The sequence below is a fragment of the Polaribacter sp. Asnod1-A03 genome, from assembly GCF_045063585.1.
Lineage (GTDB): Bacteria > Bacteroidota > Bacteroidia > Flavobacteriales > Flavobacteriaceae > Polaribacter.
The window spans coordinates 866,553-883,267 of the sequence record NZ_JBEFOE010000009.1 but is presented as its reverse complement, the minus strand read 5'-3'; the positions used below and the strand labels follow the sequence as shown (position 1 = coordinate 883,267).

At 28.6% G+C, this 16,715-nt stretch carries 15 protein-coding genes; 10 read left to right on the top strand and 5 right to left on the bottom strand.

Translation table 11 applies throughout. From position 1 onward, the window contains the following. Positions 1 to 84: 84 nt before the first annotated feature. Positions 85 to 1,518, bottom strand: coding sequence for a sodium:solute symporter (locus ACJJVY_RS04375; RefSeq protein WP_405605557.1), 1,434 nt, complete (start codon positions 1,516 to 1,518; stop codon positions 85 to 87). A 105-nt stretch (positions 1,519 to 1,623) separates the two neighbouring features. On the opposite strand from ACJJVY_RS04375, the gene recR reads away from it, so the two are divergent. Then, on the top strand, positions 1,624 to 2,241 hold the full coding sequence (gene recR, locus ACJJVY_RS04370) for a recombination mediator RecR (protein WP_405605555.1): 618 nt from the start codon (positions 1,624 to 1,626) through the stop codon (positions 2,239 to 2,241). A 62-nt stretch (positions 2,242 to 2,303) separates the two neighbouring features. Here recR and ACJJVY_RS04365 read toward each other — a convergent pair whose 3' ends face one another. The 4 genes from ACJJVY_RS04365 to ACJJVY_RS04350 form a co-directional block, all read right to left on the bottom strand. Next, complete coding sequence (locus tag ACJJVY_RS04365; protein WP_405605553.1) at positions 2,304 to 2,882, bottom strand: CopD family protein; 579 nt, start codon at positions 2,880 to 2,882, stop codon at positions 2,304 to 2,306. 159 nt (positions 2,883 to 3,041) lie between these two features. Beyond that, on the bottom strand, positions 3,042 to 4,058 hold the full coding sequence (hemH, locus tag ACJJVY_RS04360) for a ferrochelatase (protein ID WP_405605551.1): 1,017 nt from the start codon (positions 4,056 to 4,058) through the stop codon (positions 3,042 to 3,044). A gap of 61 nt (positions 4,059 to 4,119) precedes the next feature. Next, positions 4,120 to 4,629 (bottom strand): TrmH family RNA methyltransferase, encoded by a 510-nt coding sequence (locus ACJJVY_RS04355; RefSeq protein ID WP_405605549.1) that lies wholly within the window; start codon positions 4,627 to 4,629, stop codon positions 4,120 to 4,122. A gap of 6 nt (positions 4,630 to 4,635) precedes the next feature. After that, positions 4,636 to 5,520 carry a helix-turn-helix transcriptional regulator gene (locus tag ACJJVY_RS04350; RefSeq protein WP_405605547.1) on the bottom strand — a complete coding sequence of 295 codons (885 nt, stop codon included), beginning with the start codon at positions 5,518 to 5,520 and terminating at the stop codon, positions 4,636 to 4,638. A gap of 203 nt (positions 5,521 to 5,723) precedes the next feature. On the opposite strand from ACJJVY_RS04350, the gene hemA reads away from it, so the two are divergent. The 9 genes from hemA to ACJJVY_RS04305 all read left to right on the top strand — a co-directional run bounded on the left by hemA (position 5,724) and on the right by ACJJVY_RS04305 (position 15,867). Continuing rightward, positions 5,724 to 6,959, top strand: a complete 1,236-nt coding sequence (hemA, locus tag ACJJVY_RS04345; protein WP_405611584.1) for a glutamyl-tRNA reductase — start codon at positions 5,724 to 5,726, stop codon at positions 6,957 to 6,959. A gap of 10 nt (positions 6,960 to 6,969) precedes the next feature. Then, the gene (hemC, locus tag ACJJVY_RS04340; RefSeq protein WP_405605545.1) at positions 6,970 to 8,562 is read left to right on the top strand and encodes a hydroxymethylbilane synthase; all 1,593 of its coding nucleotides are present in this window, start codon (positions 6,970 to 6,972) and stop codon (positions 8,560 to 8,562) included. A 36-nt stretch (positions 8,563 to 8,598) separates the two neighbouring features. Next, positions 8,599 to 9,564 carry a porphobilinogen synthase gene (gene hemB, locus ACJJVY_RS04335; protein WP_405605543.1) on the top strand — a complete coding sequence of 322 codons (966 nt, stop codon included), beginning with the start codon at positions 8,599 to 8,601 and terminating at the stop codon, positions 9,562 to 9,564. 64 nt (positions 9,565 to 9,628) lie between these two features. Continuing rightward, positions 9,629 to 10,918, top strand: coding sequence for a glutamate-1-semialdehyde 2,1-aminomutase (gene hemL, locus ACJJVY_RS04330; RefSeq protein WP_405605541.1), 1,290 nt, complete (start codon positions 9,629 to 9,631; stop codon positions 10,916 to 10,918). A gap of 3 nt (positions 10,919 to 10,921) precedes the next feature. After that, the gene (locus ACJJVY_RS04325) at positions 10,922 to 11,341 is read left to right on the top strand and encodes a hypothetical protein (protein ID WP_405605539.1); all 420 of its coding nucleotides are present in this window, start codon (positions 10,922 to 10,924) and stop codon (positions 11,339 to 11,341) included. Further along, on the top strand, positions 11,338 to 12,366 hold the full coding sequence (hemE, locus tag ACJJVY_RS04320) for a uroporphyrinogen decarboxylase (protein WP_405605537.1): 1,029 nt from the start codon (positions 11,338 to 11,340) through the stop codon (positions 12,364 to 12,366). Before ACJJVY_RS04325 ends, hemE begins: the two co-directional genes overlap by 4 nt. A 102-nt stretch (positions 12,367 to 12,468) precedes the next feature. Further along, positions 12,469 to 13,224, top strand: coding sequence for an EI24 domain-containing protein (locus tag ACJJVY_RS04315; RefSeq protein ID WP_405605535.1), 756 nt, complete (start codon positions 12,469 to 12,471; stop codon positions 13,222 to 13,224). Next, the gene (gene hemF, locus ACJJVY_RS04310) at positions 13,205 to 14,107 is read left to right on the top strand and encodes an oxygen-dependent coproporphyrinogen oxidase (protein ID WP_405605533.1); all 903 of its coding nucleotides are present in this window, start codon (positions 13,205 to 13,207) and stop codon (positions 14,105 to 14,107) included. The genes ACJJVY_RS04315 and hemF overlap by 20 nt, the downstream gene beginning before the upstream one ends. 125 nt (positions 14,108 to 14,232) lie before the next feature. Continuing rightward, positions 14,233 to 15,867 (top strand): tetratricopeptide repeat protein, encoded by a 1,635-nt coding sequence (locus tag ACJJVY_RS04305; protein WP_405605531.1) that lies wholly within the window; start codon positions 14,233 to 14,235, stop codon positions 15,865 to 15,867. Positions 15,868 to 16,715 lie beyond the last annotated feature (848 nt).

Below are 16,715 nucleotides of genomic sequence, written 5' to 3'. Positions count from 1 at the left end.
AAATGATTAGATTAGGTTTTAAACTTTTTAAATGCTTAACAATTAAGAGTTGTTATCTAAACAATTGATTTGTTATTTAGTAAGTTATTTTGTTTTAAGAAAATATAAACCTGTAAAAGTTAAAAACCCGTTTAAGATTAAAACGAAAAACCCAAAATCGAAACCTAACTTTTCTTTAGAATAGAAGCTAATTAAATAGGTTAAAATAGGAGAGATTATACATAAAAAAGGAACCATTTTATCTTTTACCTTTAATTGAGTAAATAATCCAAAGGCATATAAACCTAGTAAAGGACCATAAGTATAACCTGCAAAAGTGAATATTTTGGCAATTACACTTGCATCTGCAATAAAATATTTAAAAATTAAAATGGTAGCAATTAAAACTAAAGAAAAAATAATGTGAATTTTCTTTCTAATTCTTTCTTGTTCTACAACATCTTTCTTTTTATCAATTTCTAAAATATCAATACTAAAAGAAGTCGTTAAAGAGGTTAACGCAGAATCGGCACTAGAATAAGCCGCTGCAATTAAACCTAATAAGAAAAAGAGTGCAGTTGCCAAACCTAAATTACCTTGCGTTGCAATTATAGGAAATAACTGATCTTTATGTGCGTCAATTCCGTTTTTTTGAGCATAATCTGTTAATAAAACACCTAAAGCTAAAAAGAAAAAGTTTACAAATACTAACACAATTGTAAACCAAAACATGTTTTTTTGAGCATCTTTTAAGTTTCTACAAGTTAAGTTTTTTTGCATCATATCTTGGTCTAAACCTGTCATAACAACAGCAATAAAAGCACCAGATAAAAATTGTTTCCAAAAGTAATTACCGGCATTTATATCATCAAAAAAGAAAGTTTTAGAAAGTTTACTATCTGCAACATAAGTAAATAAATTGTCTATTTCCATTTGGTTAGAAATGGTGTAAATACAAACTCCAACAGCAATTAACATAAATAAAGTTTGTAAAGTATCTGTCCAAACAATGGTTTTAATTCCGCCTTTAAAAGTGTATAACCAAATTAACAATATGGTAATAGAAACTGTTGCCCAAAAGGGAACTCCATAAGCATCAAACAAAATAGTTTGTAACACATTTGCTACTAAAAATAATCGAAAAGCAGCACCAACTACTCTAGAAAGTAAGAAAAAACTAGCACCTGTTTTGTAAGAATAATTACCAAACCTGTCTTGTAGATAAGTGTAAATTGATGTTAAATTTAACTTATAATAGAGTGGAAGCAATAACAAACCAATAACAGCATAACCAACAACGTAACCCAAAACCATCTGAAAATAACTCATGTTTTGAGTTTCAATCCAACCAGGAACGGAAATAAATGTGACACCAGAAAGCGAAGCGCCAATCATGCCAAAAGCCACTAAATACCATGGTGATGAATTGTTTGCTTTAAAGAATGTTTTGTTATTTGCAGATTTACCGGTGATGTAAGAAATTAGAATTAATACTGTAAAATAAGCGATTATTAATAATAAAATATAAAGTGGTTGCATGCAGTAATTACGAGTTAAAATTTTTGAATTACGAAGATATACTTTTTAAAAATTTTAATGGATTAATTCGTAATTCAAAATTGATAATTAGTAGTTTTGCAAACTATGGATTTTTCATCAAAACTTTTAGAAAATGCGGTAAATGAAGTTTCTCGTTTACCAGGAATTGGAAAAAGAACTGCATTGCGTTTAGTTTTACATTTATTAAAACAACCTTCGGATAATACTAAGTTTTTATCTGAGGCTCTACTGCATTTAAGAAATGATGTAAAAACTTGTAAAAAATGTCACAATATATCTGATACTGTTTTATGTGAGATTTGTAGTAACCCTAAAAGAAACGTAGAAATTGTTTGTGTTGTAGAAGATATTAGAGATGTAATGGCTATTGAAAGTACATCTCAATTTAATGGATTGTACCATGTTTTAGGTGGTAAAATATCACCGATTGAGGGGATTGGCCCTCAAAACTTACAAATAGATTCCTTAATAACTAAAGTAGAAAGCGGAGAAATTAAAGAATTAATTTTTGCACTAAGTTCTACAATGGAAGGAGATACAACTAACTTTTATATTTTTAAGCAAATAGAAAAGTTTGAAATTAAAACAAGTACCATTGCTCGTGGAATTTCTGTTGGAGATGAATTAGAATATGCAGATGAAGTTACTTTAGGACGATCTATTGTTAATAGAATTCCGTTTGAACAAAGTATAAGAAGCTGATTTAATTTTAAATATTCAGTTGCAGTTTACAATAATAAACTGCAACTAAATACTGAGAGTGTTTACTGATTGTCTTCCAAAGCTTCTTTCTCAGCTTTTTCCCAAGATTTCTTTTCTCTTATTTTTTTGTAGAGTCTAATACCTAACATTAATAGAACTCCAAAAAGGATAATTCCTATAACACCCCAAATCCAATTGATAGCACTTTGTAATGTTACTAAAAACACAATGGCAAAAAGGATTATCGTGGCAACTTCGTTCCAAATTCTAAGCTTCAAAGCAGAATATTTTATAATATCTTTTTGAAGTTGACTGTATATTCTTTGGCAAGTGTAATGATAAAAATATAAGGCCAAAACAAAAGTTAGTTTTACGTGCATCCAAGGCATTTCTAAATAATAAGGATTTTTAATTAACATCCAAACAGCAAAAAAACTAGCTAAAATTGCAGATGGCCAAGTAATTATGTACCAAAGACGCTTACTCATCAATTTGTATTGAGTTTGCAAAATCGTTTTAGCAGGTTGTGGTTTCTTTTCTGCTTCTACATGATATATAAACAAACGAATAATATAAAATAAACCTGCAAACCAGGTTACTACAAAGATAATGTGTAATGCTTTTACGTATAAAAAATCCATAATTTGTATATTTTTTAAGTTTTACTATTCGTTTGCAAATAAGCTTAACCTTGGTTGAAATGGCATCTTTTTTTATGTCAGTTCGAATAAATTTGCTCTTTTGCAAATTTGTATTGAGAACAAGTAAAAAAAGATATAATGGAAAGTAGGAAATAGCTTTTAATTATTTTTCCAATCATTAATCCATTTTACCATAACATCTACCCAATCATCATTATCATTCATACAAGGGATGTGTTTGTAATCTGTACCACCAAATTTTAAAAACTCATCTTTACCCTCCATGGCAATTTCCTCTAAAGTTTCTAAACAATCTGCAACAAAAGCAGGTGTAATAACAGCTAATTTTTTCTTTCCTTCTGATGGGAATTTCTCTAATTCAAAATCTGTATAAGGTTTTAACCAAGGATCTTTTAGTAATCTAGATTGAAAAGAGTTGCTCCAAGTACCTTCTTTTAAATTTAATTTATTTGCAATTTCTTTTGTGGTTTCAAAACATTGATGTCTGTAACAAGTATGATGTGCAACTGAGTTACGTTCGCAACAAGAACCATCTATTTTACAATGAGAGTTGGTTGGGTCTGATTTTTTTATGTGACGTTCTGGTATTCCGTGATAAGAGAATAAAATATGATCGTAATCAAAACCTTTTAAATGATTGGCAATATTATTGCTCATAGCTTCAATATAATCTGGCTCATTATAAAATGGAGGCAAAGTGTCTAATTTTATTTCTGGGTATTTTTCTGCTAAAATTTCTTCGGCTTTTGTAACTACGGTTTCATAAGAAGACATAGCGTAATGTGGGTATAAAGGGGCTAAGAATATTTCAGTAACACCTTTATCTACTAAATTTTTAATACCTTTTTCTATGGACATAGATCCATAACGCATAGCAAGTTCTACAGGAATATCTGTTTTTTTCTTAAGTTTATCTGTAAATCTTTGAGAAATTACAACTAATGGAGAACCTTCTTTCCACCAAATTTTTTTGTAAGCAGCTCCAGCTTTTTTAGGTCGAGTTTGTAAAATAATTCCATTAATAAGCAACCAACGTTTCCAATACGGAATGTCGATTACACGCTCGTCCATTAAAAATTCGCCTAAATACTTTTTTACGTCATTTGTTTCTGTAGAATCTGGTGATCCTAAATTGTTTAGTAAAACTCCTTTCATTTGTGTTGATTATAAAAGTTGAAAGTTTCAAGATTTTTAAGAATGAAACTTTAATGTTTATTTAATTTTTTATTGAAATTTGATTGGTAACTTCATACAGAGTAATTGCCAAACTATGTATTACATTCATGCTAGAATTTCTACCAAACATAGGTATTGCAATAGTTTCGTCTATTAAGTTTACGTTTTCAATTCCGTTTCTTTCACTACCCAAAAGTAGTACGATTTTCTCATGATTTTTAAAATTAAAATCTTGAATATTGATACTTTTATCAGTAATTTCTATGCCAATTATAGTATTTCCTTCGTTTTTTAATTGATGAATAAGTGCGTCAAAATCACTATAAAAATCATGGTTAATTTGGTTGATTGTGTTTCTGGCTGTATTTATTACCTTTCTGTTTTCTGTAGAAGGAGAACTTTGATGAAAATAAATTTTATCAACCCCAAAGCTTTCAGAAATACGAAAACACATTCCTATATTTTCTGGAGTTCTAATAGCATCGCAAACAATAGTTATAGGGAATTGTTGTTTTTTGTTTTCTATATCGTAATGTGTAAGTTGTTCCAATTTTTATTACTGATTTAAACTTGTAACATATTTTTTTGGCGTTGTACCAAATTTCTTTTTAAAAGCAGCTATAAAATGACTTGCTGTACTATAACCAATTTTTATACCCACTTCATTTACATTAAATTGATTGCTTTCTAATAATTTTCTAGCATGTTCCATTTTATAGTCTAACAAAAAACTATATACGGTATCGCCATAAATTTGTTTAAAACCTTCTTTTAGTTTTTTAAGATTTAAACCAATTTCGTTAGATAATTCTTGCAAACTTGGTGGTTCTGCCATTCTTGCAATAATAATTTCTTTGGCTTTTCTAATTTTTAAAACATTTTGTTCATCAACCAAAAACGGGCAATATTCTCCGTTTGTATTTTCTTCTTGTTGAAAATGTAGGCTCAATAACTCATAAACTTTACCTTTTACATATAACTCTCTGATAGAGCTATTAATAGTAGAGTTTATAATTTGATGTAAGACAATTAATACAGTTGGCTTTATTTCTGTATCATCATAATATTTTTTATTACTGTTTTCATCACTTAAAAAAGGAATGTAACCAGATTCTTTAGAGAATAAAGAATGAAATTTTTCAATAGATATTAATAAAGTAACCAATGTGGTTTTTGGTTGAATTTCTAAATTAATAGGCAACACTCTTTGCGGGTTATATAAAAGTATAGATCTGTTGTCTAAAACATCAAAAGAATAAGTACCATTATTAAATAAAAATTTAGTTTTACCACGTAAACAAAAATGAATTTGAATAAAAGTACTATTTATTTCTCTTTCAAAATTTTCAACTTCTATGCTTTCGTTCTGAAAATGAAGTACATAAAAACCCTTACCTAGGGTTATTTCTTCAAAAGTACTTTCTCCGACATTTTTAAACATATATTTTTTATTGATTGTACGTGTTTTATTTAGAACGATTCTATATTACTAGATTGTAAAGCCTTAATATTACTACAAAAATAAGGTTTTTGTATCTTTTTAGGGTAAAAAACAACTAAAAAACTGATATCGTTATTAAAAATACTTTTAGCGATACTTTTTTCTAATTGAAGTTTTTACTTTTGACGCACTTTTACAATACGATGCAAGAGGACAGGCAAGAGCACTTTTACAATATTGGGGTTAGTTATAAAAAAGCTGATGCTAAAACACGCGGAAAATTTTCTTTATCTAAAGAGAATCAAACTGCGTTGTTAGAACTTTCTAAAGAGAGAGGTTTTAGCGGAGTTTTTATTATTTCTACATGTAACAGAACCGAGATTAGCGGTTTTGCAGAACGCCCATGTCAATTAATAGAATTATTATGTGAATTTTCTGAAGGTACAATTCAAGAATTTGCTAAGGTTTCTAATGTCTATAAAGACCAAGAAGCAATACAGCAATTATTTAGAATGGGTACAGGTTTAGAAAGTCAGATTTTAGGAGATTATGAGATTGTTGGGCAGTTAAGACAATCTTTTAAACTAGCTAAATCCTTAAACACTACAAACGCCTATTTAGAGCGTTTAATAAATAGTGTTTTACAAGCTAGTAAGCGTGTAAAAAACGAAACAAGATTAAGTTCTGGTACAACTTCTGTTTCTTACGCTGCTGTGCAATATATTATTAAAAATTTACCGAATTATAATTCTAAAAACATTTTGGTTTTTGGTTTGGGTAAAATGGGAAAACATACTTGTAAAAATTTAGCAGAATATACGCAAAATAAACAAGTTTGTTTAATTAATAGAACAGAAGAGAAAGCAACAGAATTTGTTAGAGAACATGCTTCTATTAGAAAATCAGTAATAGAAAATCTTAGTGAAGAAGTAAATAAAGCGGATGTTTTAATTGTTTCTACAGGTGCTAATAAACCAACAATAACAAAAGAACATATTTCTAAAAATAAAGATTTATTAATTTTAGATTTATCGATGCCAGAAAATGTAGCAAAAGATGTTACAGAATTTAAAGGTGTTTCTATTGTAAATGTTGATGAACTTTCTAAAATTACAGACGAAACTTTAGCAATTAGACAGCAAGAAATACCTTTTGCAGAAGCTATTATAGAGACACATAAAGCAGAATTTAATGAATGGTTAAATCACAGAAGATTTACACCAGCAATTGCAGCTTTAAAAAAATCACTAGAAAATATTAAAAACGACGAAATTAATTTTCAGAAGAAAAAAATTACAGATTTTGATGAAAATCAGGCAGAAATCTTAACTTCACGTTTTATACAAAAGATAACCACACAATTTGTGAAGCATTTAAAAGATGAAGATACATCTGTTTCGCAAAGCCTTCAAGTAATTAATAAGGTTTTTCAATCTTAAACAGAACTCCATGCAGAAAATAATAAGAATAGGAACTCGCGATAGCCAATTAGCGCTTTGGCAAGCTAATAAAGTACGTAAAGAATTAACGGAATTAGGCTACGAGTCTGTTTTAGTTCCTATAAAATCTTTAGGAGATATTGTTTTAGATAAACCTTTATATGAGTTAGGTGTAACAGGTGTTTTTACTAAAAATTTAGATATTGCTATGTTAAATGGTGATATTGATATTGCTGTACACTCTTTAAAAGATGTACCAACAGTATTGCCAGAAGGTATTGTACAAGCAGCAGTTTTAAAACGTGCTAATTATACAGATTTGTTAGTTTTAAAAAGTAACGAAGAGTTTTTTGGACAACCAGGAGGCGTTATTGCAACAGGTAGTTTACGAAGAAAAGCAATGTGGTTAAACCGTTACCCAACGCATAAAGTAGAAGATTTAAGAGGAAACGTAAATACTCGTTTAGAGAAATTAGATAATAGTGAAACTTGGGATGGAGCAATTTTTGCTGCAGCAGGTTTAGAAAGATTAGGTATAAGAGATAAAGGTGCAATCCCTTTAACTTGGATGCTTCCTGCACCAGCACAAGGAGCAATTATGGTTACAGCTTTAGAGAAAGATAGCTTTGTAAAAGATGCTTGCGAGCAATTAAACCATTATGAAACACAAGTTTGTGTAGGTATAGAAAGAGCATTTTTACACGAATTAGAAGGTGGTTGTACAGCACCAATTGGTGCTTTGGCTTATGTTGATGATAAAACTGAAGAAATTAATTTTCAAGGAGTTTTATTAAAAAAAGATGGTTCTAAAAAAATTACAGTTAAAAAAACTGCAAAAATGGGTAGCCATAGATATTTGGCTAAAGATTGTGCAGATTATGTAATTAACAGAGGAGGTAAAGAATTGATGTTAGAAGACGAAGAAGTTTCTTCTGCAAAGTATTCAGTTTATTCAACTAAAAAACTTTCTGAACTTCAAAAGAAAAATTTACCATATACAATTGGTATAGAAGATAGTGATTTTATTAAAATTCGTTTTAATAGAATTGCACCAAAAGTGATGAAAAACGAAATTGAAAACGTAGTTATTACGAGTCAAAATGGAGTAGAAGCACTTTTAAATTCTTTTACAAAAGACGAAATGAATTTTAAAAATATTTATTGCGTTGGTAGAAGAACCAAAAAATTGATTGAAAACAGAATTGGTAAAGTAGCTTTTGTTGCTAAGAATGCTAAAAAATTAGCAGATTATTTAGCAAAAGAAATTGCTGTAGAAGAAGTAACTTATTTTTGTAGTGATGTAAGATTAGATGTTTTGCCTGCTTTTTTAAAGGCACACGATGTACTTGTAAATGAAGTAGAAGCTTATAAAACAATGCTAAGTCCAGAAAAGTTAGATGATTCAGTTGCTGCTGTTATTTTTTACAGTCCATCAGGAATTGAGAGTTATTTAGAAGAAAATTCTACTGATAAAGTAGCATTTTGTATTGGAGAAACTACGGCAAAAGAAGCAAGAAAACATTTTAATAAAGTAGAAGTCGCTAATTTACCAAGTGTGGATAGTGTTTTAGAATCAGTTAAAGAATATTACTCAGAAGAATAAAAGTCATTTTTCTCATAATGACATAAACTAAAATTTATGTTTCGTACAAGAAGATTAAGAAAACACGAAGGAATAAGAAGATTAGTGAGAGAAACTAAATTGTCTATTGACGATTTAATTTATCCACTTTTTATTGAAGAAGGAGAAAATATAGAAACAGAAATTGTTTCTATGCCAGGTATCAAACGTTTTTCTTTAGATACAATTTCTAAAGAATTAGATGAAGTTGTAGATTTAAAGATTCCAGCAGTTTTATTATTCGGAATTCCATCAGAAAAAGATGATGAAGGAAGAGAAACTTGGAATGATAACGGAATTATGCAACAAGCAATTCGTTTTATCAAAAAGAATTACCCAAGTTTATATGTAATTACAGATGTTTGTTTTTGCGAATATACTTCTCATGGTCATTGTGGAATTATACATGATAATGACGTTGATAATGATGCAACTTTAGTAAACATTGCTAAACAAACAATTTCTCATGCAAAAGCAGGAGTTGACATGGTTGCACCATCAGGAATGATGGATGGAACAATTGATATGATGCGTCAAGCATTAGATAATTCTGGTTTTGTAAACTTGCCAATTATGGGGTATTCTGTAAAATATTCATCGGCTTTTTATGGTCCTTTTAGAGATGCCGCAGATTCTGCACCAACTTTTGGCGATAGAAGAACATATCAAATGGATCCAGCAAATAGAGATGAAGGAATGCGAGAAGCTACTTTTGATGATCAAGAAGGAGCAGATATTTTAATGGTGAAACCAGCACTATCTTATTTAGATATCATCAGAGATTTAAAAAATAATTTTGACAGACCAATTGCATGTTATAATGTAAGTGGAGAATATGCAATGGTAAAAGCTGCTGCAGAAAAAGGTTGGATTGATGGTGAGCGTGTAATGATGGAAAGCTTACTTTCTATGAAAAGAGCAGGCGCAGATATTATTATTACGTATTTTGCAAAAGAAGCAGCGAGAGTATTATTAAAAAAATAGCCTTTCGTTTTTAGCTGTTAGCATTTTGCGAATAGCCAAAAGCCAAAAGCCAAAAGCTAAAGAAATGAAATTCAAAAAATCAGAAAAGTTATATAAAAAAGGATTAAAAAACCTTGTTGGAGCAGTAAATTCTCCAGTAAGAGCATTTTCATCAGTTGGTGGAAATCCTTTATTTATTAAAAAAGCAAAAGGAACTAAAATTATTGATGTTGATGATAATGAATATGTAGATTTAGTACTTTCTTACGGACCAATGATTTTAGGTCATAGACATAAAAAAGTACAAAAAGCAGTTACAAAAGCATTAGAAAATGGATATTCTTTTGGAGCATCAACAGAAAACGAAATTAAATTAGCCAAAATAGTTTGTGATGCTTTTCCAGGAATGGATAAAGTTCGTTTTGTAAATTCTGGCACAGAAGCTGTTTTAAGCGGAATTCGTTTAGCAAGAGCTTTTACAGGTAAAGATAAAATTATTAAATTTTCTGGTTGTTACCATGGACATCAAGATGCATTATTGGTTGCTGCAGGTTCTGGTTTGGCAACTTTAAGTTTACCAGGTTCTAAAGGAGTTCCTGAAGGCGCTGTAAAAAACACCTTAATTGCTACTTATAATGATTTAGAAAGTGTAAAAAAACACTTTGATGAAGATGATAATATTGCAGGAGTAATTATTGAGCCAGTTGGTGGTAATATGGGAGTTGTAATTCCGCAGAATGATTTCTTGGTTGAGTTAAAAGCATATTTGGAATCAAAAGGAGCTTTGTTAATTGTTGATGAAGTAATGACCGGTTTTCGTTCTAAATTTGGTGGCGCACAAGAATTATTAAGTGTAGAAGCAGATATTACATGCTTAGGTAAAGTTATTGGAGGAGGTTTTCCGGTAGGAGCTTACGGAGCAAGAGAAGAGATTATGCAAGAAGTTGCGCCTTTAGGTGGAATGTATCAAGCAGGAACGTTAAGTGGAAATCCGATTGCAATGGCAGGAGGAATTGCAACTTTAACAGAATTAAAAAGACAAAATCCGTATCAAAAATTTGAAGAAATAGGAAGTATTTTAGAAGTTATTTTATTAGAAACTGCTAAAAAATACAATGTAGATATTACAGTAAATAGATTTGGGTCTATGTTAAACCCGTTTTTTACAAAAACAAATGTTACCAATTTTGAAGAAGCACAAACTTCCGATACAGAAAAGTTTGCAGTTTTCTTTTGGGAAATGATTAAAAACGGAGTTTTCTTGCCTCCAAGTCAGTTTGAAGCTTGGTTTTTATCATCAGCATTAAAGGATAAGGATATTAAAAAAATAGCAGAAGCAGTAGATAAAGCAATGAAAAAAGTTTCTAAAATGTAAAAAATGAATTGGATAAAAATAGTAAGTATTGTTTCAATATCATTACAATTTATGTCTTTTTGGTTTGCTGCACCTGAAGTTTTAGGGAGTGAATGGTTAAAAAAAGCAGATGCTATTATTAGAAAAGGAATTAAAATAATTCCAACTTTTTTAATGTTTATTTTAGGAGCTATTATTGGAGTAATAATCGCTAAAACTATTGGGGAGTATAATTTAAAAATTATAATTCCTTTAATCTTAATTTTGATAACAGTTCTTATCTTTTCAAAAAAAATGGAAAAAGCTCTAGATGAAAAAATATCTATTCCTTTGTTAAGTAAATTAATTATTAATCAAAGTTTTAGATTTTCATTATTAAAAACTGCAGCGTTATTATTTACGTTAGGGTTTATTTTACAAATTTTTACAATTATTTATTCATGATAAAAAACGATTTATTTTTAAGAGCATTAAAAGGAGAAACTGTAGACCGTCCACCAGTTTGGATGATGCGTCAAGCAGGAAGGTATTTGCCAGAGTTTCAGGAAATCAAGAAAAAATATGATTTTTTCACACGTTGTCAAACTCCAGAATTAGCTTCAGAAATTACTGTACAACCAATCCGTAGATACGGAATGGACGCAGCCATTTTATTTTCTGATATTTTGGTAATTCCGCAAGCAATGAATATTGAAGTGGAAATGAAACCAAATTTTGGGCCATATTTACCAAATCCAATTCGTACTCAAAAAGATTTAGATTCCGTAATAATACCAGATATTCAAGACACTTTAGGTTATGTTATGGATGCTATTAAAGCAACCAAAGAAAAACTAAATGATGAGGTTCCGTTAATTGGTTTTGCAGGTTCACCTTGGACAATTTTATGTTATTGTGTACAAGGTCAAGGCTCAAAAAACTTCGATAAAGCAAAAGAATTATGCTTTACAAACCCTGTTGTTGCACATTCATTATTACAAAAAATTACAGATACTACAATTGCGTATTTAAAAGCAAAAGTAGAAGCAGGAGTTAATGCTGTTCAGGTTTTTGATTCTTGGGGAGGAATGTTATCTCCAACAGATTATCAAGAATTTTCTTGGCAATATATTCAGCAGATTATAGATGCTTTAAAAGATGAAATTCCGGTAATTGCATTTGGTAAAGGTTGTTGGTTTGCTTTAGGTGAGATGTCTAAATCTGGTGCTTCTGCATTGGGTGTAGATTGGACGTGTTCTCCAAGAAACGCACGTTATTTATCTGGCGGAAATATTACTTTACAAGGTAATTTTGACCCTACAAGATTGTTTTCTCCACCAGCAGTTATCAAAAAAATGGTACATCAAATGATTAATGAATTTGGTAAAGACAAGTTAGTTGTAAACCTTGGTCATGGTATTTTACCAAACATTCCGTTAGAAAACGCAAAAGCATTTATTGATGCTGTAAAAGAGTACAAAGCGTCATAAAATAAAAATTTGGGCGTTACCTAAAGGTCGCGCTTTACATTATATCTTTTTGCAGAAAAGCAAAAAGGATGCCATTTCAATCGCTAACGCAAGCCAACGCTAATGATTAAAAATATACTTTCGGCAATAAGAGCTTACGCAGGTGCTTTGGGTTTAATAACAAAACTAAAACTCTGGCAATACTTTGCAATTCCAATAATAATTAGCTTAATAACAGCAACAATTATTGGTTTTTCTGCTTACGGATTATCAGATAATATTGGCAATTTTTTATCAAAAATATGGATCTGGGATTGGGGAAAACAAACAGTAACAACAATAAGTTCTTTTATTGGCGGAATTTTTGTGTTAGTAATTGGCTTAATATTATATAAACATATAGTTTTAGCTTTTTCTGCGCCATTTATGAGTCCTGTTTCAGAAAAAATAGAACATCATTTAAACAGAAACTTAAAACATCAACATAGAAAAACAAGTTTTCAAGAACAATTAATAAGAGGAATTCGAATAAATATCAGAAATTTATCAAAAGAATTATTGATAACAATTCCTATTTTATTATTAAAATTTATACCCGTTGTAAATATTTTTTCTACAATTTTGTTGTTTGCAATTCAATCTTATTATGCTGGTTTTGGTAGTATGGATTATACTTTAGAAAGGCATTTTAACTATAGAGAAAGCATTAATTTTGTTGGTAAAAACAAAGGAATTGCAATAGGAAACGGAATTGTTTTTATGTTGTGTTTGTTAATACCCGTAATAGGAATAATTGTTGTTTTACCGTTATCTGTAACTGCAGCATCTGTAAAAACAGTAGGTTTATTAAATAAAGAAAATGAAAGAACAGTTTTATAAATACATAGAAAATTTACAAGATACCATTACTTCTAAATTAGAAGAGGTTGATGGATTAGCAAAATTTGAAGAAGATCTTTGGGAAAGAAAAGAAGGTGGTGGTGGTAGAACTCGTGTTATAGAAAACGGAAATGTTTTTGAAAAAGGAGGTGTGAATATTTCTGCAGTTCATGGGGAATTACCAGAAGCGCTAAGAAATCAATTTAAAGTAAAAGAGGGCAATTTTTTTGCCTGTGGATTGAGTTTGGTTTTACATCCAATAAATCCTTTTGTGCCAACTGTACATGCAAATTGGCGCTATTTTGAAATGTATGATGAAGATGGAAATATTGTTACACAATGGTTTGGTGGAGGTCAAGACTTAACTCCTTATTATTTGTTTGATGAAGATGCTATTCATTTTCATACAGTTTGTAAATCTGCCTGTGATAAGCATAATTCAACATTTTACCCAAAGTTTAAGAAAGTTTGTGATGAGTATTTCTGGAATTCACATAGAAACGAAGCTCGTGGAATTGGAGGTTTATTTTTCGATTATTTAAAAGAAACTGAAGAGTTTTCTATAGAAGATAGATACAGTTTTGTTACAGAAGTTGGTGATAGTTTTTTGGAAAGTTATGTGCCAATTGTAGAAAAAAGAAAAGAAATCCCTTTTACTAAAGAAAACAAAGATTGGCAAGAAGTTAGAAGAGGGCGTTATGTAGAGTTCAATTTAGTACATGATAGAGGAACACTTTTTGGTTTAAAAACAAACGGAAGAATAGAAAGTATATTAATGAGTTTACCACCAATTGTTCAATGGAAATACAATCATCAACCAGAAGAAGATTCGGAAGAAGAAAAACTTGTTAAAGTTCTAATGGAACCTAAAAATTGGGTTTAAAAAAGATAAAACAGTTAGTTTTGTCTTTATTATTTTATTCTGTATAGTTATTTATAGTTTTAATACTAATTTTAGTAAATTAGTATTTTATGGTATTCTTTTCCATAAGACAAAGATATTTTACAATGTTTTATAAAATTATAATACTTTTTTTATTTCTAACTTCTTTAACCATTAATGCTCAAGATTTAGATTCTGTTTTTGCAGCAAAAAAAGAAGTTGTAAATTTAATAAAAACAGATGAAGAAAAAATAGAGTTTTTATATGAGTGTGGAGAGTTCTTTTACGATATAAACATTGCTAAATCAGAATACTTTTATGCTAAGGCCTTGTCTTTAAATAAAGACAAAGATAATTTGATGAAAGGTAGAACTTTGTTTAAACTAGGTTTAATAGAAAAAAAGAAAGGAAATTTAAGTACCAGTTTAAGGTATTTAAATAACTCAAAAGATATATTTGAAAAAATAAATAATATAGAGCGTTTGGCATCTGTAACTTTTGATATTGCTTCTGTTTATAGATATAAAAAACAAGAAAAAAAGGAATTTGAGTATTATAAAAAGGCATTTAAATATATTAAAAAAGGAGATAAAAAAAACTTAGGTAAAGGTTATTTGTATCTTGGTAATTACTATACAAGGCTTAAAAAACTAGATTCATCAATTTATTTCTATGAAAAAGCATTAAATATTTTTAAAATATTAAATAGAGATGATAGAGTTTATAATGTATATAACAATTTAGCAAACACCTATTATAAACAAGGCAGATACAAAGAAATTATAGATTTAAGAAGCTTAGTTTTAAAACACGCAAAAAAGGAAAAGAATCAACTATTAATCACCGTTAATTATCATAATATTGCTGCTGCGTATATTAAAATGAGAAAATTTAATTTCGCAAAAAAATATTTAGATTCTGCAATTACAGTTGCAAAAAAAGAGAATTTAAAAATGAGAATATCTAAATCTTATAATTCACTTGCAAAAGTGAATTTTGATTTAAAAAACTATAAACAGGCGTATTTATATAATCAAGAGTATAAAATTTATTCAGACTCCATTTTTAAATCACAAATATTAAATACATTAAAAGAAACAGAACTTCAAAATAAACTTAAAATAGAAAATAAAAATTTACAAATTTTAAAGCAAGAACAAGCTTTTGAGAAAACCTTGTATCTAATTATAATTTTTGTGTTTTTATTATTAGGTATTCCTCTTGTATTCCTCTTTCATAGAAACTCAGTTAATAAAAACAAAATAATACAAGGGAATTTAGAGAAAGAGAAAATAAAAAAAGAAGTTTTATCACAAAAATTTAAAAGATCTGAAGCTGAGGTTAAAAATTTAGTTGCAGAAAATTCTATGAAATTAGAATTCTTAAAACAACTTTTAGTACAGCTAAAGAATCAAAGAAAATCTATTAAGTCAGTTGAAGTAAGAAGCTATATAAAAGATTTGTCTTTTAAGATTCAACAGCAAATTACTACAGATAGCAAATTAACACTACTCAATAAAAAAATAGATTCTATTAATGATGGTTTTGATAAAATGTTAATCAATAATTATAAAGATCTTACTAAGACAGAAAGAGAAGTTTGTGCTTTGTTAAGGTTAAATTTATCAATTAAGGAAATTGCTTCAATTAGAAATTCAAGTCCAGATGCAATAAAAGTTACTCGTTATAGGATTCGAAAAAAAATGAATGTGCCTAAAAATAAAAATTTAGAAGTTTTTATTCAAGACTTATTAATTTAATGAGTGTTTTTTTGAGACTTTAAAAGGGTTTAGGTAAATATGATGAATAAAATTAAATTTTACGTTAAGTTCTTTATTGGTTTTTAAAATATTGTTTTTTAGGATGTTAATTATTTTTTGTTACTTTTTGTTACTTTTTTAAAATAGCAATATCACTTTTTGTTACCCTTAAAATAAAAGAATTTTTATATTATAGAGTTATATTTGAATATGATATAGAAGTAAATCATCCCTCAAAATATATTATTCCCCCAGAATGTTTTAATTAACATTAATAAAAGTAGCTCTAAAAAGCTACTTTTATTATTTTATAGCTTTAGTTAATTAAATTTAGTTTTAAAAATTGTAAAGTTTTTTTTTACTAATAAATATGAAATATCTTTTTTTTAGCTCTTACATTCTTTCTTAATTTTTATTGTTTGTCCCAAGCAAATATTTACCATAATTATAAGGTTGAAGAAGATTATAATAAAATAATCTAAGATTTATCTAATTATTATATTTATTTAAATGATAAAAATGTTGATTTTAATTGTATAAAAATACTTATTCAGAGAAATTAGATCAACTAAAATCAAATGAAGAAATAACTCTGTTTTTTGAATACCTTTTAGATGAATCTTATGATAGCCATTTAATATTAAATACAACTTTTAAAAATTCTTTTAGGCTGTATTCTCCATTATTTGTTACTTTAATTAATAATAAAATTTTTATAAAAAATATCTAGACATCCCAAATAGAAAATCCACAGTTTAATATTATTGGATCAGAATTTTTAAAAATAAATGGACTTGATTTTAACAAAGTTATCAATAATTTTCCTCCTCAATGTAGTCATAAAAATA